Raw genomic sequence first — 23109 nt, 5'->3', positions numbered from 1 at the left:
TTTAAAATTTGTGAGTTTGCCTTCGTGTACCTATCTTGCGCAACTAACTAAACTTTTATAACACATAAAAAAACAAAATGAATACACAGAGTTTGGACACTCCAAATAACTTTTTCGAGAATAAGGTACTCGGACATCCAGCAGGATTGTTTGTCTTGTTCTTCACTGAAATGTGGGAAAGATTTTCTTACTATGGCATGAGAGCCTTATTGGTGCTATTCCTTACTTCCTCATTAATCGGAGACAATCCAGGATGGGGATGGCCAAGAGAATATGCCCTGGCAATTTATGGTTCATATACCGGTTTGGCTTACTTAACCCCCATTTTAGGCGGTTACATTGCCGATAGGATTATTGGTTACCGCTGGGCAGTTATTGTAGGCGCCCTACTTATGACTTTAGGTCACCTGTCTATGGCTATTGAAATAGACCATTCATTCATGTACTTAGGTCTATGTTTGTTAGTGTTGGGTAATGGTTTCTTTAAACCGAACATGACTTCAATCATTGCACAGATGTACAAAAAACACCCAGAGAAAAAAGATGGTGCTTATACCATTTTCTATATGGGTGTAAATGCAGGTGCATTTTTAGGTATGCTACTTTGTGGATACATTGGTGAGAATAAAGACTGGGGATGGGCTTATGGATTCGGTTTAGCCGGTATCTTTATGTTTATCGGTATGTTACAGTTCTATTTTACACAAGGTATTTTTGGCAACATTGGTTTAAAACCATTAAAAAATGATGTACAAGATCTTGAAGAAACTGCAGAAGAAGCAACACGCAACCCATTCTCTAAATTTGATTTGGTATTGATCGGCTTAATTGCTGTAATTGGTTTATCATGGATCATTAATGATCCGGTGTCCAAAATTACCAGCATGAACTTATTCAATTTTAAAATAAGTGGCATCGACGGTAGCAATATCATGATCGTGACTGCATTGGTGCTATTCCTGTTCATCCTGGTGAAAAGGATCTCTCAATACACCCCTGTTTTAAGAGATAAAATGATTGCCGTAATTATACTGGCTTTCATTACCATCTTTTTCTGGGCTTCTTTCGAGCAGGCAGGTGGTTCGATGACCATCTTTGCAAAAGATTATACACAAAGGGTATTGGTTGGTAATTCAAAAGTGATCTTCAATGTGGTAAACACTTTAATCACAGTAATTCCCCTGATGATTATCTCTTATGTATTATTAAAATTATTCTCTAAAACCTTTGGTAAATACTCGCTTGGTAACATCATTTTAGCCTCGGGCTTTGTGATCATCTGGGTTCTCGTGATTTACATGCTAAAAAATCAATACAGCGAAGTAAAATCTGAAGTTCCAGCAACCTGGTTCGGTATTTTAAACTCCTTATTCATCATCAGCTGTGCGCCTATTGTATCCAAACTTTGGGAAAGCAAATACAACCCTTCTGCAACTTATAAAAACGGTTTCGGAATGATCTTGTTAGGTACAGGTTTCGCAGTATTGGCTTATGGTGCAAGTACCATCCCTCAGGGAGCAGCGGTTGCATCAGTAAGTATGATCTGGTTGGTATTGGCTTATTTCTTCCATACCATGGGCGAATTGTTTATCTCACCAGTAGGTCTATCTTATGTAAGTAAACTGGTACCTGGAAGGATGATCGCCATCATGTTTGGTATCTGGTACCTGGCCATTGCTATTGGTAATAAGATTGCTGGTACGATGGGTGGTATGATTGACGAAATCACTTCTAAATATTCGATGACAACCTTCTTCCTGATCTTTACCTTTATTCCGGTAGGTCTGGGGCTCATCATCATGTTGCTTACCCCTGTGCTTAAACGATTAATGCACGGCGTAAAATAGCTATTTAAATCACAAACTTATAAAAGTCTTTAGAGCATATTCTAAAGGCTTTTATTTTTACATTTATATTTTAAAAACACGAATATGGCTGATGAGTTGTCATTAGAAGAAATCCAGAATTTTAAGGGTAAATACCCTAAGCAGCTTTGGGCATTGTTTTTTGTGGAGATGTGGGAGCGCTTTTGCTTTTACGGGATGCGGGGTATGTTGGTCATATTTATGATCGATAAGGTGGTTGGCTTAGCACTATCGGACAAGAGTGCTAACTTACAGTATGCAGCCATACAAGCCTTTGTTTACACTTTCACTTTCCTCGGTGGTATCTTCGCTGATAAGATCCTGGGATTCCGAAAATCACTTTTTTTTGGTGGAATGGTTATGGTACTGGGAAACCTGATCATTGCAATTTCTCCAAAGGATTTTTTCTATATAGGTATTACCCTCTCCATTATCGGAACGGGTTTCTTTAAACCCAATGTATCCTCTATGGTAGGCGATCTATATAAAGAGGGTGATGGCCGCAGAGATGCAGGATATGGAATGTTCTATGCCGGTATAAACATTGGTGGTTTACTTGGAGGTGCTTTATGTGTATACCTGGGTAAATATGTATCCTGGAACTACGCTTTCCTTGCGGCAGCATTGGTAATGATCATTGGCCTGGTTACCTTTATTTTTACTCAGAAAATCCTGGGACCTATAGGTGATTCTCCATTGAAACATTTGACGGTAAAGAAAAGAAAACTGCGTGAAATTGGCGTTTATCTTTTATCACTGATCTCTATTCCATTGATCCTGATCATGGTACAGAACACAAAATATACTGATTATTTTATGTACACCATCGCCCCACTGTCCATTATTTACTTTTTGTATGAAACCTATACAGTTAAAGAGCATAAGTTCCGTTTAAAACTGTTTGCAGCTTTTATATTTATCTTCTTTTACTTTTTATTCAATGCCATTTATGAGCAAAGTGGAGGCTCATTGTCGCTCTTTGCAGAAAAGAACCTAAGCCATACCCTTTTGTTTTTTAATATTGATCCAAATGTGGTAAACAACAGCTCCAACTCACTTTTTGTGATTATTCTTAGCCCTTTAATAGGCTTGTTGTGGTTATGGCTGGCAAAAAAGAAACTGGAACCCAATTCCATCATTAAATTTGGGATCGGTTTTCTCTTTTTAGCAGCATCATTTTACATCTTCTACTATACCCGTTTCTTTGCCGACGCCAATGGGGTGACTTCTTTGAATTTATTTACATTTGGTTATCTCATCACTACCATAGGTGAACTGTGTCTGGGGCCTATAGGTATGTCGCTTGTGACCCAGCTATCCCCTAAACGACTCACAGGAATGATGATGGGAATGTGGTTCCTGGCTAGTGCATTCGGACAATTTGCTGCCGGTAAACTAGGAGCCAATATGTCGGTAAGTGATGAACATGCTTCTTTGCTGACTAAACTGGAATCTTATACCAACGGATATTATCAATTGGCTATTTATGCTGCAGTTGCAGGTGTATTTCTGATTATTTTCTCTCCATTGGTTAAAAAACTAATGCATGGGGTAAGTTAACGCCTACATTTAACATATTTTAACCCGTAGTATTTCCATATACTACGGGTTTTTCATTTAGAATCCATAATTTTACTGACTAATTCATTTTGCGTGTCAGACAGCTTAATTATTATTCCTACATATAACGAGAAAGAGAACATTGAGAAAATCATTAGAAAGATTTTTTCATTAAACTACTTTTTTGAAATCTTAATTATTGACGACGGATCTCCCGACGGGACCGCTGATATTGTAAAAAAATTACAGTCAGAATACCCTGCGCTATATCTGGAACAACGTACTGGAAAACTAGGCTTAGGTACAGCTTATATACATGGATTTAAATGGGCACTGAAACGACCTAATTACGAATATATCTTTGAGATGGATGCTGATTTTTCGCATAACCCCGAAGACCTGATCCGCTTAAGAACGGCTTGCGTAAATGGTGCTGATGTAGCCATTGGTTCACGCTATGTAAATGGAGTTAATGTAGTAAACTGGCCAATGAGCAGGGTACTGATGTCTTATTTTGCTTCGATGTATGTTAGATTAATTACACGTATCGACATACAGGATGCCACAGCTGGATTTAAATGCTACCGTCGTAAGGTTTTAGCCACCATACCACTCGATAAGATTAAGTTTGTGGGTTATGCTTTCCAGATAGAAATGAAGTTTACAGCGCTAAAATATGGCTTTAACGTAGTCGAAGTGCCAATCATCTTTACAGACCGTACAGAAGGAAGTTCAAAAATGAGTACAAGAATATTTAGAGAAGCATTTTTAGGTGTGATACAAATGAAGGTATGGAGTTGGTTTAGGAAATACGACCAATCTTAAAATTACTTTTCTTCCCGTGGCCTGCCATCACGCATCATGGTTCCAAAATCCCAGCCCTTATCCATTGCATTAACAATCCTTACCAATCGCTTTGTTCTTGTAGGTTCTGTTTTGGCTGCATTAACCCAATTGATGTACCAGTTTTGGTGGGATTTAGGCAGCTTTAAAAAACTTTCCAGCAAACGGGGTTCATCAGAAAGACAAAGCTCCAGATCCTCCGGCATTTCAATCTTAAAGGTCGCATCTTCCTCTAAAACTAAAGTCAACATAGCACCCATTTCTTTTCGTAGCTGCTTACGTATAGTACCATTTAAGGCCAGAATGAAGTCGCCCTCCCCCATAGGAACAAGAGACATCCCTTTGATTTCTACTTGATCCAGCTGCCCTTTTACTCGAAAACTCTTCCTACAATCGGCCTTAATCTGATTAGCAATGGCCTGTGGAATAAAAACATAAGTCCAACCAGTTTTCTCGCCCATTTCGGCAAAACGTTCTATTTCTGCTTTAAAAGTAATCATCTCAGCTTAAAGATATGAACAATATGCAAAGATGAACGGTATGCATCCAAAAAAAGGAATGTTCTTGAGAAGACCTAGGAATTTTTGCCTTTCTTCAAGGCAAAAGGTTCCAGTCTGAACAAGGATATTCCTTTTTTTAAACTTCCCTTTTTTAAAACTTCTCTTCAACCCCTAGCCCAAATAAAGCAAAATCGTATTTAACCGGGTCTAAAGGATCTAACTCCAGCAAATGCCCCGTTAGCTCTACTGCCGTACGCCAATCCGTTTGCTTACGTTCTATCAGCCCTAGCTTACGCGCTACACGATCCACATGGACATCACAAGGACAAATTAAATCAGCAGGCTTAATCATGTTCCAGATCCCAAAATCAACACCCTTATTGTCTTTACGCACCATCCACCTCAAAAACATATTTAAACGCTTACAGGTAGACTTTTGCATAGGCGATGAAACGTGTTTAATCGTCCGTCTCGGATAATCGGGCAAAGAGAAAAAATAGGATCTAAAATAATTCAAGGCCCTTTCTATTTTTGGTTCCTGTTGATCCAATTCTGAAAGCATACAACTCGATGAAGCATATCCTTTATAATTTCCCACAACCTGCCCCGATAGAAAATCAGTTTGAAATAGATCCCCTGGCGGCAAAAAAGCGGCCTCCAAGCTATCAAACTGCTGATAATGCTGATTAAAGAAAGCAACAAAGTATAAAAGATCAGTATCATTAAAGGTCCTGTGCTTAAACCCCAGTAACCTTTTCAGGTCATCATCACTATGATGAAGCATGAAATTATACGGATCATTATCCATCCTTGCAAAAAGCTCATTGCATTTATTGATAATGGTTTTGCGTTGTCCCCAAGCTAAAATTGCCGCAAAAAATGCGGCAATTTCAATATCCTGTTTTTTAGAAAACTGATGTGGAATGCAGATTGGATCGTTTTGAATAAAGTTGGGCCTATTGTACTGCTCAACCTTAATGTCTAAAAAATCTTTAAGTTCTAAAAATTCCAATTCCTTTTATTTAAGTGCCTGTTCCAGATCAGCAATAAGGTCATCAATATCCTCTACCCCAACGCTTAAACGCAATAGGTTATCAACTACACCTACCTTTTCACGTTCTTCCTTAGGAATAGAACCATGAGTCATACTGGTTGGATGGTTAATTAAAGATTCAACACCGCCTAAAGATTCGGCCAATGTAAATACCTTAAATGAACCTGCAACCCTAAAGGTCTCTTGTAAATCAGCATCCTTTAAAGTGAAAGACACCATTCCGCCGAAATCACGCATTTGTTTTTTAGCGATGTCGTGGTTAGGATGATCTTCAAAGCCCGGCCAGTATATTTTGTCAACCTTAGGATGTTTTTTTAGGAAATGAGCAACTTTAGCGCCATTTTCGCAATGCGCTTTCATCCGTAAATGAAGCGTCTTAATCCCTCTAAGCACTAAAAATGCATCCTGTGGACCAGGAGTTGCTCCACATGCATTGTAAATAAACCAAAGGTCTTTATACAATTGATCATCACTTACCAATAAAGCCCCCATTACTACATCAGAGTGACCGCCAATGTACTTTGTAACCGAGTGCATCACAATATCAGCACCCAAATCCATTGGATTTTGCAGGTAAGGCGAAGCAAATGTATTGTCTACAGCAAGCAACAACTTACGTTCCTTAGTAATTTTAGCCATCCCCTCAATGTCAACAATCTGCATCGTTGGATTTGTTGGCGTTTCTATCCAAACCAACTTTGTTTTATCATTGATGTAAGGCAATATATTTTCCGGTTTAGAAAGATCCAGAAAATGGAATTTGATACCATACTTGGCGTAAACTTTCGTAAAAATACGGTAAGAACCACCGTAAAGATCATTACCAGTAATTACTTCATCTCCGGGCTGCAATAACTTCATCACTGCATCAGTCGCCCCCATACCACTTGAAAACGCCAATCCGTGTTTAGCATTTTCTAAAGCAGCCAGACAAGCTTCCAGCGCCACACGCGTTGGATTGGTACCTCTTGAATACTCAAAACCTTTATGATCACCCGGCGATTTCTGCCAGTAAGTAGAAGTTTGATATATTGGAGTCATTACTGCTCCCGTAGTTGGGTCAGGCTCCTGACCGGCATGGATAGCTTTTGTTGCAAATTTCATATGTTATTATTTTGCTCTATTTCTGATTTAAACTGGTAGCCAATGTTTTTGCTTGTAGGAAATCCACTGGCAACCAGCATAGACTGTTTCTGATTTAAAGTTACGTCTTTTACCTGCGCAAAAGGAGGAATCATCAGATCAGAATCCAAACAAAAAAGGATCGATCTTTCAATAATATCTGTTAATTTCTCTTCCGTAACCAGGTTATTTGCAAAGTCCTGATATAAAGAATCAAGCACACCCTCACCCTCGACCATAAAATGTTTATCCTTATTGATCAAAATACGGGCAATTAGTGTTCCTTCATCTGCCAGGCGGTTATATTTTATAGAATCGGCCAGGAAGTTATGGAGATAGATAATCCCACAATAGTTTAGCCTCATATCATCCTTAATGTATTGACTCTGAAATATAGAATGCGAAGGATCGAAAGAAAATATATTGGTATGCATAGATACCATGAGCATATCACCAGAAAATTTAAGCTGTCCTTCAAAATGACTATGCTCCTTAAAATTGATCTCTACCGAGGGATCTTTGACATTGTAATCGTGCTGCAGTTTCAGTGCAATCTCTGCCAACTGCTTTTTCAACAAAGCAAACACTTCGGTTGTATTGCGGTAGATGGCCTGTTTTAAGGAAGCTTTCTCTTTAAATTCAGTGAGTATCTTATTATAATTTTCTGTGCTCATCCTTATAAATTAGTAGGCTCGGGCAAATAACACACGCTGTATAGATGGTTTACCAGAATAGATACAAACGCCATCTTCCAGCTTATTATCTAAAGGTATACATCTGATCGTCGCTTTTGTTTCTTCCTTAATCTTCTGCTCTGTTTCTGGAGTTCCATCCCAATGTGCAGCAATAAAACCAGCCTTACCGTCTAACAGTTCTTTCAGCTCATCGTAAGAATTAGCCTCAGTAATGTGCTCAGCTCTATAGTTTAGTGCTTTGTTATAGATGTTCGCCTGAATTTCTTCCATCAACTGTGCAATATATATTTCTAAACCATCTTGTGGTACAGTTTGTTTTTCTCTTGTATCGCGACGGGCAAGTTCAACAGTTCCATTTTCCATATCTCTGCCACCAATTGCCAAACGTACTGGAACACCTTTAAGTTCGTATTCGGCAAATTTAAATCCTGGGCGCTGTGTATCACGGTTATCGTATTTAACAGAAACACCCATGTTTTTTAGTTTTGAAGATAGCTCAGCCGCAAATGCGCCGATCTTTTGCAATTCTTCATCATTCTTATATATCGGCACGATAACCACTTGTATTGGAGCAAGTTTTGGAGGCAATACCAATCCAGCATCATCGCTATGCGCCATAATTAAGGCTCCGATTAAACGGGTAGAAACACCCCATGAGCTAGCCCATACGTGTTCTTGTTTACCTTCTTTACTCGTGAATTTCACATCAAAAGCTTTAGCAAAGTTTTGTCCCAGGAAATGTGACGTACCTGCTTGTAAAGCTTTTCCATCCTGCATTAACGCCTCAATGCAGTAAGTATCCAATGCACCTGCAAAACGCTCATTAGCAGTTTTAACGCCTTTAACTACCGGTAAGCCCATCCAGTTTTCAGCAAAATCAGCATATACGTCCAGCATTTGTTTTGTTTCCGCAATTGCTTCATCAGATGTAGCATGTGCAGTATGTCCTTCTTGCCATAAAAACTCTGTAGTACGTAAAAACAAACGCGTACGCATTTCCCAACGTACCACATTGGCCCATTGGTTTACAAGGATTGGCAAATCACGATAGGATTGAATCCAACCCTTATAGGTATTCCAAATGATGGTTTCCGAAGTTGGTCTAACGATCAATTCTTCTTCTAATTTTGCGGTTTCATCTACAATGATGTTTCCATTTCCATCATTTTTTAAACGATAATGCGTCACAACGGCACATTCGGTTGCAAAACCTTCAACGTGCGATGCTTCTTTAGAAAAAAATGACTTGGGAATGAATAAAGGGAAGTAAGCATTGCTGTGGCCTGTATCTTTAAATTTCTGGTCTAAAACCGCCTGCATTTTCTCCCAAATGGAGTATCCATAGGGCTTAATCACCATACATCCTTTAACAGATGAGTGTTCAGCCAGGTCGGCTTTTATAACAATGTCGTTATACCACTGTGAATAATCTTCGTTTTTGCTTGTAATACCTTTGCTCATAACTGTTTGGAACGTTTTTTGTGTTAAATGACTTGTAATGTAGGTTACAAATCTATAAATTTATACCTACAAAACACACAACACACAAAGAAGGGATATAGTTATGAAATCAAATTATTTATTCACCAGTATGCTTGGGCTGACGGCGATAGTTGTCACCTCCTGCTCTGCGCCTAGGTTAGCGCAGCAAAATTCGACTGATGATGTTTATAACTCTGTAGCACAGGCAAGGGAGTATAAGCAACAAGTACCCATGAAAGACTCTGACTATGATGCTCAGGATGAGTATTATGGCACAAGTGATCCTTATTATGACATGGATTACTCATCACGTATAAACAGATTTTACAATACAGGACCTTCATGGAGAGGATATTATGACCCATTCTTTGATGGCGGGTGGTATGGCAACTATGGCATGTCATTAGGCTTAGGATTTGGTATGGGATTTGGCTATAGTCCTTTTTATGGCTCTATATGGAATTCTCCATACAACTCGTGGGGTAATTACTATTCTCCATTCTTTGGCTACAACAATTACTATGGCGGTGGTTTCGGCGGCGGCTTATGGGGTGGTGGCTACTGGGGAGGCGGTTATTATACCGGCAGAACCACCAATGTACCTAGACCAAATAGAGGTGGTAGTGTGTACACTGGAAATAGAGGTAATGGAAATGATGCCTATCTTTCTCCAAGATCATCTAGAGGTCAATACAGTAACGGGAATGGTTCAGGTGTAACTTCAGGCAGACCGTCAAGAGGTAATACTAACGGTAATTATGGTCCATCTTCAAGACCAGCAACAACTGGAAACTCAAGACCGACAACGACTGGAAATTCAAGACCAAGCAGAACCGAAGCTCCAGCTAGACCTGCAACCACAGAAAGTTCAAGACCGAGCAGAACCGAAGCTCCATCAAGACCAGCCAGAGAATCTTATACCCCACCTCCATCTTACAGCCCTCCATCAAGAAGTGAAGGCAGTTCTGGCGGAAGCTATGGTGGCGGTAATTCAGGTGGCGGCACAAGCAGACCATCAAGAGGCGGTGGCAGGTAATTTAAGCGAAATACAGAGATGAAGAAATTTACACAAATGCTTATGGTGGCTATAGTAGCCACCACAGGCACTACATATGCACAATATGCCCAAGATGCCATCAGGTTCGGCAATACCAATTACGGTAGTTCTGCACGATTTAAAGGCATGGGGAATGCGCAAATTGGCGTAGGCGGAGACATGAGTTCTTTAAATGGTAACCCGGCTGGTTTAGGCCTCTTTACCAGGTCAGAGTTTAGTTTCACTCCTGAATTTAACAATGCAACTTCAAAATCCGATTACCTGGGCCAGAAAGGCAATGCTTCAGACAGTAAGTTAAATATGAATCAAGCTGGTGTGGTGTGGTACAATCCTACTTTTAAAGCACAGGGACAAAACACTCAAAAAGGTGTTTTGAGTTTCGTATTTGGTATTGGTTATAGCAGAAACAACGATTACACGCAAAGTTACAGTTACAGCGGAAACAACAACCAGACTACTATGCGTGATTATTTTTCGGAATTAGCCAATGGCAGCATGGATCAAAATGGAGTTATTCAGAATAATACTTTACAGCGCCTGGCTTATGAGCAATACCTGATGAATTACAATAGACCTGGCAGCGGCTCTGGTCATACTGCCGATCCATTTATTGGTAGTAATATGCAAAGTAAAAATCTAACTGCTGCAGGTTCTACCTCCGAAGTTAATTTCTCAGGAGCAATTAATATTTCTAACCAATTGTATATTGGTGCAAGTATAGGAATGGTAAACGTACGTTACGTTAATGATGCAGAATATAAAGAACAAGGTACACTACAAACTTACAATGGCGATCCCGCAAACGGTGCTGTTGGTGATGGTCCGGAAGAAAACTACAACTTTTCTTATGTATCTAGTCAGGAAACTCATGGTTCCGGAGTTAACGGTAAGCTTGGTTTAATCTTCAGACCTGTTTCAAGTTTTAGAATCGGTGCGACCTATCAAACACCAACCTGGTTGTATATGGAAGATGCATTTGCTGAAAACTTATTTACAACGATATCGGGCGAAAAACAACCGAATAACATAGGACCTTTATCCTATCCTTATAACTACAACCTAAAAACTCCTGGAAAAGGATCTTTAGGTGCCAGTTATGTAATCGCGGGACAAGCTATCATTTCTGCTGATGTTGATTTTATTGATTATGCAAGCACCCGCCTATCACAGGATGGTGGTGGTTCACTTGACCAAGAAATTATGAACAGCAATGCAGACATTAAGAACTTTTATACATCAGCAGTAAACTACAGAGTTGGCGGAGAGTACAAAATCAACAACCTGAGCTTAAGAGCTGGTTACGGATTAAATGGCAGTCCTGTAAAAGATGATACTAAAAACATTTTTGCTACTAAATATTATAGTGGTGGTTTAGGATACCGCTTTAATGAGTACTATTTTGATCTAGCTTATCAACGCGTTCAATCAGAAGACAGAACAAGTCCTTATGTATTGAGTGATGGAGCTGAACCAGTAGCTAGCATTAAAAATGCAAACAACAATGTATTCTTAACTTTTGGAATTCGGTTTTAAACAAACATCCCTTCAATAAAAAAATGCCTGATCATAAACATGATCAGGCATTTTTTTATGCACTCGTCATGCTAAATAACACCCTTCAAGGAAGCACCCTCTAGTCCTAACCTATCAATATGCCTTTCAACCGCTTCATCTTTAATCAATTCAGGAGCATGGTGCGGCTTTTTACGCGCATCAATGATAACAGGGCCTGTACAACCCCAATGTTTGTTACTGATAAAACTCCCTACCCCATGGATATCAGAAGCCGGATTGCTTCGGGTAAAAGTAACCCATACCAGGTTATTGATTGTTGCAGCTGTAAACTTAGGATCGTCACAAACCACAATTAAACCTAAACCAGTCAATTGCTGATCTTTTAAATCCTTGTTCAACAAAACCATTTCCTGTTCAGCATGAGCTGCATCCACATAAGAATGAGCACCTATAACCAATACCCCTGGAATAGCCATTTGGTAATTGTTAAATGGCTCTGGTAAATGAAAGCCCTCAGGTAGTTCGTTAGTCAATACCCGTTTTTGAGCTCCTGCAGCTGCAAAGACAACCTTCGAACCGCTATTTAAGCCATCACCACTATAATCCAGTGTATCAATGGTTGTATGGGTATGAAAATGTAAATCTGTACGGAAATCCATTCGCGAAAGGATATGCTGCATAAAACCAGATAAATCATGTGTATCCAAATGCTCATCATCCTCTCTTGCTGCGATAAACAGGTACTTAGCCAGACTTAATTGATTTTTTCCTAAAATATGATTGGCAATAGTCAATATCTCCTGAGGCCTGCGCTCATTTAAATATGGCGTATACCTTTCACTTCCTATGGCAAACAATAAGGGATGTACTCCTGCAGCATCAACTGCATTTACTTCTTTTAAGCCGTGAATTTCTTTAGGCAAGGCCGATCCAGCTATTTCATGAATCAATGCACCAAAACTGGTATCTTCTTGAGGTGGCCTTCCAACTACTGTGAACGACCATATCGCATCCTTACGATGGTATACGTTGTGTACCTTCATTAAAGGAAAAGGATGTGTAAGGCTGTAATAGCCCAGATGATCTCCAAATGGTCCTTCCGGTTTATTTTCCTGAGGATAAACCGTTCCAGTGATCACAAAATCAGCATCAGCTGATAAGCAAAAACCCTCTTCATCATAAAAATACCGGAATCTTCTATTCCCTAGCGCGCCAGCAAAAGTCATTTCCGACAAGCCTTCTGGCAAGGGCATTACCGCAGCCAAGGGATGTGAAGGTGGTCCACCCACAAAAATACTTACTTTTAAAGGTTGCCCCTTGGCATTGGCTTTAGACTGGTGTACCCCTATCCCTCTATGGATTTGGTAATGCAATCCTATTTCTTTATTCAACTCGTAATCATTACCAGCAAGCTGTATCCTATACATCCCAAGGTTGGCATTTAAAATCCCCGGTTTATCAACATCCTCGGTATACACCTGTGGCATTGTAATAAAAGGACCGCCATCCATAGGCCAGTTTACAATTTGTGGCAATGCACTAATCGTTGTTTTGCTGAATACGGATTTAAAAGTTTGCTTTAAAGGCAGTGCAGTCAGTGCCGTAAGTGCAATCCCCGGTAATTTTAATGGATTTTTTAAGGCTTTAACAGGATCAGAACGAAGGTTTACCAATTGTTCTACTTTAGGCAGACTATCTCTAAACATAAATTTAGACCGTTCCAAGGTGCCAAATAAATTGGAAACTGCCGGAAACTTGCTGCCTTTCACATTTTCAAAAAGCAGGGCTGGCCCATTTTGCTCATATACGCGCAAATGAATGGCCGCCATTTCGAGGTAAGGATCAACCTCTTCTTTTATTCGAATCAAATGACCGTGCTTTTCTAAATCGGCAACACAATCTGCTAAGCTTTTATATCCCATCGCCTCAAAGATATTAAAAGAAAAATCGTCATGCCGAAATATATTCAACATGACGATTCGCATAAAAACTAATGTAGGAAATTATTTCTTACCGGAAAATGAGCGTAGCATCCAGGTGTTTTTCTCTTTAAACTGCATAAACTTATTTACCATATCGTTTGTACCATCATCACTTGCATCGGCAGTAGCATTAAGCAATTCGCGTTCTAATTCAATCAACTTAGCCATATCGTGCAGAACGGCATCCACCATATCCAGATCTTTCATTCCTATAGTATTCACTTCCTGAATGGTCGACTCTTTAATATAATCGGCAAAACGGCTATGTGGCGGTTTACCTAATGTCAACACACGCTCCGCAATTTCATCTATGGTCAATTGAGCATTGGTATATAATTCTTCAAACTTTATATGTAGCGTAAAGAAATTCTGACCTTTAACATTCCAATGGCAACCTCTTAATTTCTGATAGTGAACATGGTAATTGGCCAGGTAATCATTTAACATATCAACTACCGGTTTTACTTCTTTTTCTTTTAAACTGATTTCTTTTGCATCCATAATATTTTTTTAATTTTATTTTGAGAACAGTATTTGTCTGCTATTGTAACAGATGAGACCATAAATGGTTTGGAAAAATGTTAATCAGGCAGGCAATAGGACAGGAAAAAGAACGTTTAATATTCGAATTCGACGCTTTATTTATATTATTCGTATAATTGCCCTTTAAATTTTACAAAGACATTAATGCATAAATATTATATAGTATCCGTATTTGCACTCCTGATTAACTTGTCTGCGGCAAGTGCCATTACAAGAGATTCAATAGGAGTAGAAAGTCTCAACGGAAAAAAAATAATCGTACACCAAGTTGTTGCTAAAGACACTTATTATTCAATCGGCAGACGTTACAATGTAGTTCCGAAAGATATCATGAACTTTAACGACAGCAAGTTCTTACAGATTGGTGTAATTGTTAAAGTACCTACAAACACGCCTTTTACAGCTTCAGCTGCCAAAAGTAAAACCTCAACTGCTGCAAGTAAAGCAAATCAGACTGCTGTTGTGGCAACCACTTCAGAAGGGAACCTTTCGGAACATATGGTTCAGAAAAAGGAAAACCTGAACATGATTGCCAAACAATACGGGGTAACGGTTAATGACATTAAAGAGGCAAATAACCTCAACTCTAACAACCTTCAGATTGGGCAATTGTTAAAAATACCAGGAAATGCTGCTGAACAACCAGCAACAGAGCAACGCACGACGCAAGTGCCTCCGGTGCAACAAAAAGCAGAAGAAACTGTCGTAAAAACTAATATCCCCCCTGAAAACAGGTATAAAAAACCTGAGCAAAAACCAGAGAAAAAAGCAGCAGACACCAGTAAACCAGAAGAGTTTATTGAGCATAAAGTAGCTTCAAACGAAACCATGTATTCTATCGCTACACGCTATAAAATAACCATGGATCAGTTAAAAGCGAAAAACAACCTGCATGACAATTCTTTATTTGTTGGACAAAAGCTATTGATTAGTGGGCAGTATCCTCCGAAAAATGTTCCGTCTACTACAGAAAACCATGTAGATACTTTAAATTCTATAAAAGATCCTGCCTTAAGGTTACCTGCTAGCAGATACGGTTTAAATCAGGTAGATGAAAAAGGAACGGGTATCTGGATTATGGATGCAGACCTTGATCCTTCTAAAATGCTGGTATTACACCGTACAGCGCCTATTGGAACGGTGATGAAAATCACTAACCCAATGACCAACCGGTCGACCTTCGCTAAAGTTGTTGGTAAATTCACTGAGAATGAATCAACAAAAGATGTTATCATTGTAATGACTAAAGCTGTTGCTGATGCTCTGGGAGCTTTAGACAAAAGATTTTATTGCAATTTAACATACGGCGGACAAGACAATGAACAATAAGCCCTTCATTATTGGTATAGCGGGAGGAAGTGGATCCGGTAAAACCTTTTTTTTAAACTCTTTTTTACATCATTTTAAAAATGATGAAGTAACGCTCGTTTCTCAGGATGATTATTACCACCCTGCTGGCGAAATGACACAGGAAGAGAATAAAATCTACAACTTTGATCTCCCAACCACCATTGACGATCAACAATTTTTAGTAGACATAAAAAAACTCATTAAAGGGGAAGTGATCTATAAAAAGGAATACAACTTTAACAACCCTTTGGCCGTTACCAAAATATTGGAAATCAGTCCTGCACCAATCATCATTGTTGAAGGACTTTTTATTCTCCACTTTAAAGAGATCGCAGCCTTACTGGATCACAGAATCTTTGTGGAAGCGGAAGAAGAGGTTGCCTTGCAACGTCGTATCAAACGCGATGGCATGGAACGTGGCTATCCTGAAGAAGATGTAGTGTACAAATGGCACAACCATGTAGTGCCAGCTTACAAGGAGTTTTTACTCCCTTATAAAGAGACCTGCGAGACTATTGTGATCAATAACAATGATACTCCTGATGACATCATTAAAATAACAGAAGAGATTTCTGTGGATTTGAAAGAAAAATACTGCAATCGTAATTACATAAAAAAGGAGCTTTAATAAGCTCCTTTTTTATTTGTACGGCCGTCATCCTGAATTTATTTCAGGACCACTCTTAGGCCGGTTTTGAATAATATGTGCGAGGTCCTGAAATAAATTCAGGATGACGACAGCATTAAAATACCATTTCTGGTACGTCGTCATCCGCAAACAATTTACCCAAGGTAGCTTGTCTGATAAAGTCAACACTTACCCCTGGCGCACGTTCAATCAGTCTAAAGCCGCCTTCTGGCAATATGTCCAACACAGCAAGTTCCGTTACAATTTTCTTAATACACTTTACGCCCGTTAGTGGCAAAGTACATTTCGGAAGTAATTTACTTTCGCCAGCCTTATTTACGTGCTGCATCGCAACAATTATATTTTTAGCAGAAGCAACAAGATCCATTGCACCGCCCATACCTTTCACCATTTTACCTGGGATCTTCCAATTGGCGATATCTCCATTTTCTGATACCTCCATGGCACCAAGAATAGTCAAGTCTATTTTCTGACTTCTAATCATTCCAAAGCTCAATGCCGAATCAAATATTGATGATCCTGGCAAAGTGGTAATGGTCTGTTTTCCGGCATTAATTAAATCGGCATCTTCTTCTCCTTCAAAAGGGAAAGGGCCCATTCCTAACAGTCCATTTTCAGACTGCAGTACTACATTTATTCCATCAGGGATATAATTGGCAACCAATGTTGGAATACCAATTCCTAAATTCACATAATATCCGTCACGTATTTCTCTTGCGATGCGCTGCGCAATTCCATTTTTATCCAGCATATAAATATTTTATAGGATTACCCTCTAGTTCTAACTGTACGTTGTTCTATTCTCTTCTCATAATTTGCTCCCTGAAAAATGCGGTGAACAAATACACCAGGCGTATGCACCTGATCCGGGTCAAGCTCCCCTGCCTCAACCAGTTCCTCTACTTCGGCAATCGTTATTTTACCGGCCATAGCCATCACTGGATTAAAGTTGCGACTGGTAGAACGATAAATCAAGTTGCCAGCAGTATCACCTTTCCATGCTTTTACAATTGCAAAATCGGCATCAAAAGCATACTCCATCAGGTAGTCTTTACCATTAAAGTTTCTTACCTCTTTACCTTCAGCAACTTCAGTTCCTACTCCTGCTGGAGTAAAAATTGCAGGCATACCATAACCAGCAGCCATACATCTGGTAGCTAAAGTCCCTTGTGGGATCAATTCCACCTCAAGTTCGCCACTTAACAACTGACGCTCAAACTCAGCATTTTCACCTACATAAGAAGAGATCATCTTTTTTACCTGACGTTGTTGCAACATCAATCCTATACCAAAATCATCAACACCGGCATTATTAGAAATACAGGTCAATTCTTTAACACCCTTTTTTACCAGTGCAGTAATGCAGTTTTCTGGAATACCACACAACCCGAATCCGCCAAGCATTAAAGTGTCACCATCTTTAATGTCTTTTATAGCTTCTTCCGCACCCGAAACAACTTTATTGATCATACATTAATATATTTTGCTGCTAAATTATACTATATCTGCCGTACCGACCAACTTATTTAGCGATTTCTATGATCTTATCGTCATTCCCATTACTACTTCCAATATATACTTTGCCATCTGGCGACTGACAAATAGCCCTTAAGCGACCATATTGGTTTACAAAAAAGTCTTTGCTACCCAGTATTTTATCGCCAGCATCACTCAACTTAAGTTGGGTAAACTTAGTGGCCTTTAAACTAAGTAGCAATAATGAATTTTTAAATTCGGGGATAAGACTAGAGTTGTAATAGGTAAGTCCAGATGTGGCAATGGTAGGTGTCCAGGCCATCAATGGTTCTACGACATTATTTGCAGCACAAAATGTCTGCTCAGCACTCTTATCGCAGAAGCCTTCTACGTTTGGCCAGCCATAATTGCGTCCTTTCAGAATCAGGTTTACCTCATCATCATTATTTGGTCCGTGTTCTGAGGCATAGAGTTTATCACCAGCCTGTACCAATCCTTGAGGATTCCTATGACCAAAGCTCCATACCCTGTTATTCGGGAAAGGATTATCAGTCGGAATCGATCCGTCCATATTTACCCGCAGTATCTTACCAGATAACGAACCCATATTTTGGGCGTTGCCAGCCGTACTCGCATCACCGGTAGTTATAAAAAGTTTCTGATCCGCAGAGACCAATAATCTCGATCCATTATGGATAGACGATGCCGGAATCTGATCAAGAATAATTAATGGCGAATTTAAAGTATTACCAGTATAAGTATAGCGAACCACCTTTTCCTTATAGCCGCCGGAGTTGTAATTGTAAACTACATACACCCATGGATTTGTGCTAAACTGCGGGTTAATAGCCATCCCCAATAAGCCGCCCTCACCATCTGCCACCACATCAGGAACATTTAACAACAAAGTAACGGCACCAGTTTGCGGGTTAACCCGACTAATCTTGCCTCCACGTTCTGTGATCCAAAGCTGCTGATCCGGCCCATAAACCATTTCCCATACATGAGAAAGTCCGGCACTTAGTATCCGTGTTTTTATCTCGACATTAGGTAACTCTTCTTCCTCTTGAGTTGGCGACTTCTTTTTTGAACAAGCATAGAAAGCAATTAAAATAGAGAGGATACTGATCGCTAAAATTTTCATAATGATTGTGATTATATTTAAACGGACAAAACCGACTTAACTATAACACACTCATTCTAAATATGTTTAATTAAAATAAACATAGGTTATACCGTCTCCGCCTCTATCCGCATGCTCATCCTCAACACGGTTTACCTGGCTATATTTTTTCAGGTATTGCCTAATCATTTTTCTAAGGATACCATCCCCTTTACCATGAATCAGTTTAACCACAGGAAAGCCAAGCATAATCGACTTATCTAAATATTTCTCTACCTCATGTAGCGCATCTTCCCCGCGCATTCCTCTTAAATCCAGCTCGGCATTAAAACTACTGATCGCTTCAGAAATACTGCCGGAATAAGAATTATGCTGCACAATTTTCTTAGCCTGTTTATTACTGATCTTTTGCACCCTATTCTTCTTCACTATAGAACGCAGATCGCCAAGCGCCAACACCAGGTTATCTCTATTAATCTCTAAAACCTGGCCCATGGTCTCAGTACCTTTCAATTGCACCAAATCCCCCACTTCAATAGGCGTATTTACAGGCTGAGGCACTTCCGGCTTTTTCTCTTCCTTTACCTGGTTCTGCACCAACACCTTTTGCAGGTTTTGTCTCAGTTCCTTAGTTGCCACTTTATCGGCCTGCTTCTCTTTAATCTCAGCAATGGTATTTTCTACCAGCTTATTCGCATTCTTAATGATTGCCTGCGCCTCCAACTTTGCTTCTTTAATGAGTAATTTCTTGTTCTCGTCCAAAAACAACTTCAACTTCTCATTCTCGGCAACCAGATTTTTAACCTTATTCTGCTGAGTAGATAAATGGAGCTTGGTATCGTAAATCTGCTTTTTTTCACGTTCCAGATCTACCAGCAAACTATCTATCCTGTTCTGATTGGTTCCCGTTTTCGCGCGAGCCAATTCAAGCACTTCCTTTTGCAGACCTATATTCTGGGCAATTTCAAAAGCATAAGAACTTCCGGGCTTACCAATTTCTAAAACGTACATGGGTTTCATTTTCCCATTGTCAAACAACATCGAAGCATTCTCCAGTCCGGGCGTATTACCGGCAAACAGTTTTAAATTCGAGTAGTGCGTGGTAATTACGCCTCTCACTTTTTTATTGTTCAACACTTCCAATACCGCTTCAGCCATAGGTCCACCAAACTGTGGATCAGTACCTGTACCAAACTCATCAATCAGCACCAATGATTTAGGCGTAGCATGCGCCACGAAATACCGCATCTTGGTTAAATGTGCACTATAGGTACTCAAATCACTCTCAATAGATTGATCATCACCAATGTCCGCAAAGATATTATCGAATATACCTACCTCACTCGACTCATGAGCTGGGATCAGCAAGCCTGATTGCACCATGATCTGTAATAAACCCACTGTTTTCATACAAACAGATTTACCACCGGCATTAGGCCCCGAAACCAATACAATCCTTAACTCATTATTGATGTGAATATTTAAAGGAACAACCGTCTTTTTATCTTCTTTAAAGGAAAGGTATAACAAGGGATGCGTTGCATTGATCAGCTTCGTTTTAGCTTCCGGAATCAGTATAGGCATATCAGCCTCTACTTCTATCGCAAACAAAGCCTTAGCCCTTACAAAGTCAAGCTTGGTCAGGAAACCATGGTACGACAACAATAACGGCGTATAAGGACGTAAATCATTGGTTAAGGCAATCAAGATTCTAATGATCTCTCTTCGCTTATCAAACTCAAGGTCGCGCAGCTTATTGTTTAATGTAAATACCTCTTCTGGTTCTATGTAAACTGTTTGCCCACTTGCAGACTCATCATGGATAAAACCGCGCAGTTTTCTTTTATTTTCTGCTAAGACTGGAATACACATGCGACCATCACGAATGGTTAAACTACCATCGGCCACCCAATTGTTACCCACCGCCTGCTTATAAATCGAATCCATCCGCCTGCGTACATCTTGTTCTGTCTTAGCGATATCGCCAATAATACTTTGCAATTCATGCGAAGCATTTGGCTTAATTTTCCCTTTTGGATCAAGAACAGTCTCTATTTTTTTAAGGATATTTTTTTCTACCGGAAGGTGCTCAAACAAGGCTTCCAAATTAGGATAAACATCCTTTCTTTCTTCAAAAAACCGCAAAACAGCAAATACCGTTTGCAAAGAAGCATACATCTGGTGCAATTCATCCTCAACCAGGTAAGCCCCCTCTACCCTAATCTTTTCAGCAAGGGTTTTAATGTCAAAAAAGGTGCTGATTTGTAAAGGCTCTTGATTTTCAAGGATACTTTTAAACTCCTGCGTTTGCCTCAAAAACTTATTGATCTGGTCAAACTTGGTCATCACCTGCATCTTCCCAACCATCTGTTGTCCCATCGGACTCAAACAATGTTTGTAAATAAGCTGTCTTACCTCACTAAAGCCCAAACGCTCCAAACAATTCTCTGGATATAACATACTTATTTTAAATCTTTCAGACCTTTATAGTCCATTTTTAATCTGATCACGTCAATACTCTTTTTAACCGTGTCTTTTAACTTCGCGCTATCACTTAGCTTAGCGGTATCTGTTAACTTAGCTTTCTTCAGCTTAGTCCGATCTTTCAACAAAAAGTCGGCCCAGAAAGTAGAATCTGCAGTCCTTGTCGAATCCCGAACCATTTTCAGCCTTGCTTTCTGTATTTCATTTGCATTAAAAATAGAATCGGCCTTCACTATGGCATCTTTTTCCTTTGTCAACTGACCAGTAACTTTTACATAAATATCATTCAATACTTTAGGCTCTTTATAATAGTAATTCATGCTCTTGTTATACAAGGCCGAATCGATATCATATTTCTTATAAATGCCCTTATAATAACCCGCAGCAATAATTTTCACCGAATCAGGGCGGGCAACCTGACCTATATAACTATCTGCAATATGAATATCGTGCAATACCTTCGCCATCTCATCAGGTTGGATGATATCTTTTGGGACACCCGGTTTACATCCTGAGATAGAAAAAAAGACAATTACGATATATAAAAAGTTCCTCATTATGTTAAAACATCATTATTTCTTAGACAAAGTTCGCTAAGGTTGTTAATTTTACCAAAAATACTGATAAATGAGTATAGCAGATAACTTATTAAAATATAAAAGCGAATTAGATCCGATATCCGTTAAATTAATTGCGGTGTCTAAATATCAGGAAGCCGATGCCGTTTTAGAAGCCTATAACGCCGGACAAAGGGTATTTGGTGAGAATATTGTACAGGAACTGGTTGATAAACAAGCTAAATTACCAAAAGATATAGAATGGCACCTAATCGGCCATTTACAAACCAATAAGGTTAAATACATTGCTCCTTTTATTAGCCTGATCCAATCGGTAGACAGCTTAAAATTATTGACGGAGATTAATAAACAAGCGCTTAAAAACAAACGGGTGATTGATTGTCTGCTTCAGATTTATATTGCTGATGAAGACACCAAGTTTGGACTAGGCTTTGATGAAGCCATAGAATTACTACGTTCTGATGAGTTTGCTGAGCTAAAAAACGTACGAATTGTAGGCGTTATGGGTATTGCGAGCAACAATGCATTGGAAAAACAAACTAACGATGAATTTAATGAATTAAAGGTGTTGTTTGACGGAATTAAACTGAGTTTCTTTAGAAAAGCAGATTATTTTAAAGAAATATCAATGGGCATGTCTAGCGATTATAAACTAGCCATCGAACAAGGCAGCACTATGGTACGCATTGGCAGTAGCATTTTTGGGAAGAGAAAGATTAAGCATTATAAAGAAGAGTTGTAAGGTAGAATGAACATAAATTTAAGAGTAGCGGTAAAAGAGGATTGTGTAAGATTATTAGAACTGGTACATGAGCTGGCAGTTTATGAAAAGGCTCCTGAAGAGGTTACAGTTACGTTAGAAGAATTTGTTGATGCAGGTTTTGGTGAGCATAAAGTATGGGATGCCTTTGTGGCCGAGGTAGATGGATTTATTGCAGGCTTTGCGATTTATTACACCAGATACTCCACATGGAAAGGCTGTCGCTTATACCTGGAAGATTTTATAGTAACAGAAAGTTACAGAGGTAAGGGTATTGGTAAATTACTTTTTGAACGTGTGATGCAAGAGGCAAAAGACAAGGGGTATAACGGTATGAACTGGCAGATTTTAGACTGGAATGAGCCTGCCCTTAATTTTTACAACAAGTACGATGCACAGATCGAAGCAGGTTGGCTTAATGGTTCATTCTCAACAGAACAGTTAAGTAAGAAATAATATTAAAAACGCAGC

21 protein-coding genes are annotated in these 23109 nt (G+C 39.3%); 9 read left to right on the top strand and 12 right to left on the bottom strand.

The window, feature by feature from the left end; all coding sequences use genetic code 11:
- Positions 1-77 precede the first annotated feature (77 nt).
- From FBD94_RS04065 to FBD94_RS04055, 3 genes are all read left to right on the top strand, one after another.
- Positions 78-1847 (top strand): peptide MFS transporter, encoded by a 1770-nt coding sequence (locus FBD94_RS04065; RefSeq protein WP_131612890.1) that lies wholly within the window; start codon positions 78-80, stop codon positions 1845-1847.
- 84 nt (positions 1848-1931) lie between these two features.
- Positions 1932-3425 (top strand): peptide MFS transporter, encoded by a 1494-nt coding sequence (locus FBD94_RS04060; protein ID WP_136879217.1) that lies wholly within the window; start codon positions 1932-1934, stop codon positions 3423-3425.
- Between the two features lie 93 nt (positions 3426-3518).
- Complete coding sequence (locus FBD94_RS04055; RefSeq protein ID WP_136879216.1) at positions 3519-4250, top strand: polyprenol monophosphomannose synthase; 732 nt, start codon at positions 3519-3521, stop codon at positions 4248-4250.
- Between the two features lie 2 nt (positions 4251-4252).
- Here the strand turns inward: FBD94_RS04055 and FBD94_RS04050 are convergent, their stop codons facing one another.
- The 5 genes from FBD94_RS04050 to proS all read right to left on the bottom strand — a co-directional run bounded on the left by FBD94_RS04050 (position 4253) and on the right by proS (position 9100).
- Entirely contained in the window at positions 4253-4768 is a 516-nt protein-coding gene (locus FBD94_RS04050; protein WP_136879215.1) for a YdeI/OmpD-associated family protein, read from the bottom strand.
- Positions 4769-4919: 151 nt separating this feature from the next.
- A complete protein-coding gene (locus tag FBD94_RS04045) occupies positions 4920-5780 on the bottom strand; it encodes a TIGR02757 family protein (protein WP_131612886.1) in 861 nt (286 codons plus the stop codon).
- 6 nt (positions 5781-5786) lie between these two features.
- Positions 5787-6926: a cystathionine gamma-synthase gene (locus FBD94_RS04040; protein WP_131612885.1), complete on the bottom strand. Its 1140-nt coding sequence runs from the start codon at positions 6924-6926 to the stop codon at positions 5787-5789.
- The gene (locus FBD94_RS04035; protein ID WP_131612884.1) at positions 6923-7618 is read right to left on the bottom strand and encodes a hypothetical protein; all 696 of its coding nucleotides are present in this window, start codon (positions 7616-7618) and stop codon (positions 6923-6925) included. The genes FBD94_RS04040 and FBD94_RS04035 overlap by 4 nt, the downstream gene beginning before the upstream one ends.
- A 9-nt stretch (positions 7619-7627) precedes the next feature.
- Positions 7628-9100, bottom strand: coding sequence for a proline--tRNA ligase (gene proS / locus FBD94_RS04030; RefSeq protein WP_131612883.1), 1473 nt, complete (start codon positions 9098-9100; stop codon positions 7628-7630).
- 103 nt (positions 9101-9203) lie between these two features.
- Here proS and FBD94_RS04025 point away from each other — a divergent pair, with 103 nt between their 5' ends.
- Positions 9204-10157, top strand: a complete 954-nt coding sequence (locus FBD94_RS04025; RefSeq protein ID WP_136879214.1) for a hypothetical protein — start codon at positions 9204-9206, stop codon at positions 10155-10157.
- Positions 10158-10175: 18 nt separating this feature from the next.
- Positions 10176-11711: an OmpP1/FadL family transporter gene (locus FBD94_RS04020; protein ID WP_136879213.1), complete on the top strand. Its 1536-nt coding sequence runs from the start codon at positions 10176-10178 to the stop codon at positions 11709-11711.
- 71 nt (positions 11712-11782) lie between these two features.
- Here FBD94_RS04020 and FBD94_RS04015 read toward each other — a convergent pair whose 3' ends face one another.
- Complete coding sequence (locus tag FBD94_RS04015; RefSeq protein ID WP_136879652.1) at positions 11783-13615, bottom strand: UbiD family decarboxylase; 1833 nt, start codon at positions 13613-13615, stop codon at positions 11783-11785.
- 81 nt (positions 13616-13696) lie between these two features.
- Positions 13697-14176: a Dps family protein gene (locus tag FBD94_RS04010; protein WP_131610872.1), complete on the bottom strand. Its 480-nt coding sequence runs from the start codon at positions 14174-14176 to the stop codon at positions 13697-13699.
- Positions 14177-14362: 186 nt separating this feature from the next.
- Here FBD94_RS04010 and FBD94_RS04005 point away from each other — a divergent pair, with 186 nt between their 5' ends.
- Together FBD94_RS04005 and FBD94_RS04000 are read left to right on the top strand one after the other, a co-directional pair.
- Entirely contained in the window at positions 14363-15547 is a 1185-nt protein-coding gene (locus FBD94_RS04005) for a LysM peptidoglycan-binding domain-containing protein (RefSeq protein ID WP_136879212.1), read from the top strand.
- Complete coding sequence (locus tag FBD94_RS04000) at positions 15537-16196, top strand: uridine kinase family protein (protein WP_136879211.1); 660 nt, start codon at positions 15537-15539, stop codon at positions 16194-16196. Before FBD94_RS04005 ends, FBD94_RS04000 begins: the two co-directional genes overlap by 11 nt.
- Positions 16197-16311: 115 nt before the next feature.
- Here FBD94_RS04000 and FBD94_RS03995 read toward each other — a convergent pair whose 3' ends face one another.
- The 5 genes from FBD94_RS03995 to FBD94_RS03975 all read right to left on the bottom strand — a co-directional run bounded on the left by FBD94_RS03995 (position 16312) and on the right by FBD94_RS03975 (position 21857).
- Positions 16312-16968 carry a 3-oxoacid CoA-transferase subunit B gene (locus FBD94_RS03995; RefSeq protein WP_136879210.1) on the bottom strand — a complete coding sequence of 219 codons (657 nt, stop codon included), beginning with the start codon at positions 16966-16968 and terminating at the stop codon, positions 16312-16314.
- Between the two features lie 17 nt (positions 16969-16985).
- A complete protein-coding gene (locus FBD94_RS03990) occupies positions 16986-17687 on the bottom strand; it encodes a CoA transferase subunit A (RefSeq protein ID WP_131610868.1) in 702 nt (233 codons plus the stop codon).
- A 52-nt stretch (positions 17688-17739) separates the two neighbouring features.
- Positions 17740-18837 carry a PQQ-dependent sugar dehydrogenase gene (locus FBD94_RS03985; protein ID WP_136879209.1) on the bottom strand — a complete coding sequence of 366 codons (1098 nt, stop codon included), beginning with the start codon at positions 18835-18837 and terminating at the stop codon, positions 17740-17742.
- Positions 18838-18903: 66 nt separating this feature from the next.
- The gene (locus FBD94_RS03980; RefSeq protein WP_136879208.1) at positions 18904-21276 is read right to left on the bottom strand and encodes an endonuclease MutS2; all 2373 of its coding nucleotides are present in this window, start codon (positions 21274-21276) and stop codon (positions 18904-18906) included.
- A gap of 2 nt (positions 21277-21278) precedes the next feature.
- Positions 21279-21857, bottom strand: a complete 579-nt coding sequence (locus FBD94_RS03975; protein WP_136879207.1) for a DUF4296 domain-containing protein — start codon at positions 21855-21857, stop codon at positions 21279-21281.
- 70 nt (positions 21858-21927) lie between these two features.
- Here FBD94_RS03975 and FBD94_RS03970 point away from each other — a divergent pair, with 70 nt between their 5' ends.
- Both FBD94_RS03970 and FBD94_RS03965 read left to right on the top strand, forming a co-directional pair.
- Positions 21928-22620 carry a YggS family pyridoxal phosphate-dependent enzyme gene (locus FBD94_RS03970; protein WP_131610864.1) on the top strand — a complete coding sequence of 231 codons (693 nt, stop codon included), beginning with the start codon at positions 21928-21930 and terminating at the stop codon, positions 22618-22620.
- Positions 22621-22626: 6 nt separating this feature from the next.
- The gene (locus FBD94_RS03965) at positions 22627-23094 is read left to right on the top strand and encodes a GNAT family N-acetyltransferase (protein WP_131610863.1); all 468 of its coding nucleotides are present in this window, start codon (positions 22627-22629) and stop codon (positions 23092-23094) included.
- Positions 23095-23109: the final 15 nt, after the last annotated feature.

Source organism: Pedobacter hiemivivus, from assembly GCF_005144565.1.
In the GTDB taxonomy this organism is placed as follows: domain Bacteria; phylum Bacteroidota; class Bacteroidia; order Sphingobacteriales; family Sphingobacteriaceae; genus Pedobacter; species Pedobacter hiemivivus.
Note: the sequence above shows the minus strand (reverse complement) of the source record. Positions and strands in the feature narration are given on the sequence as shown.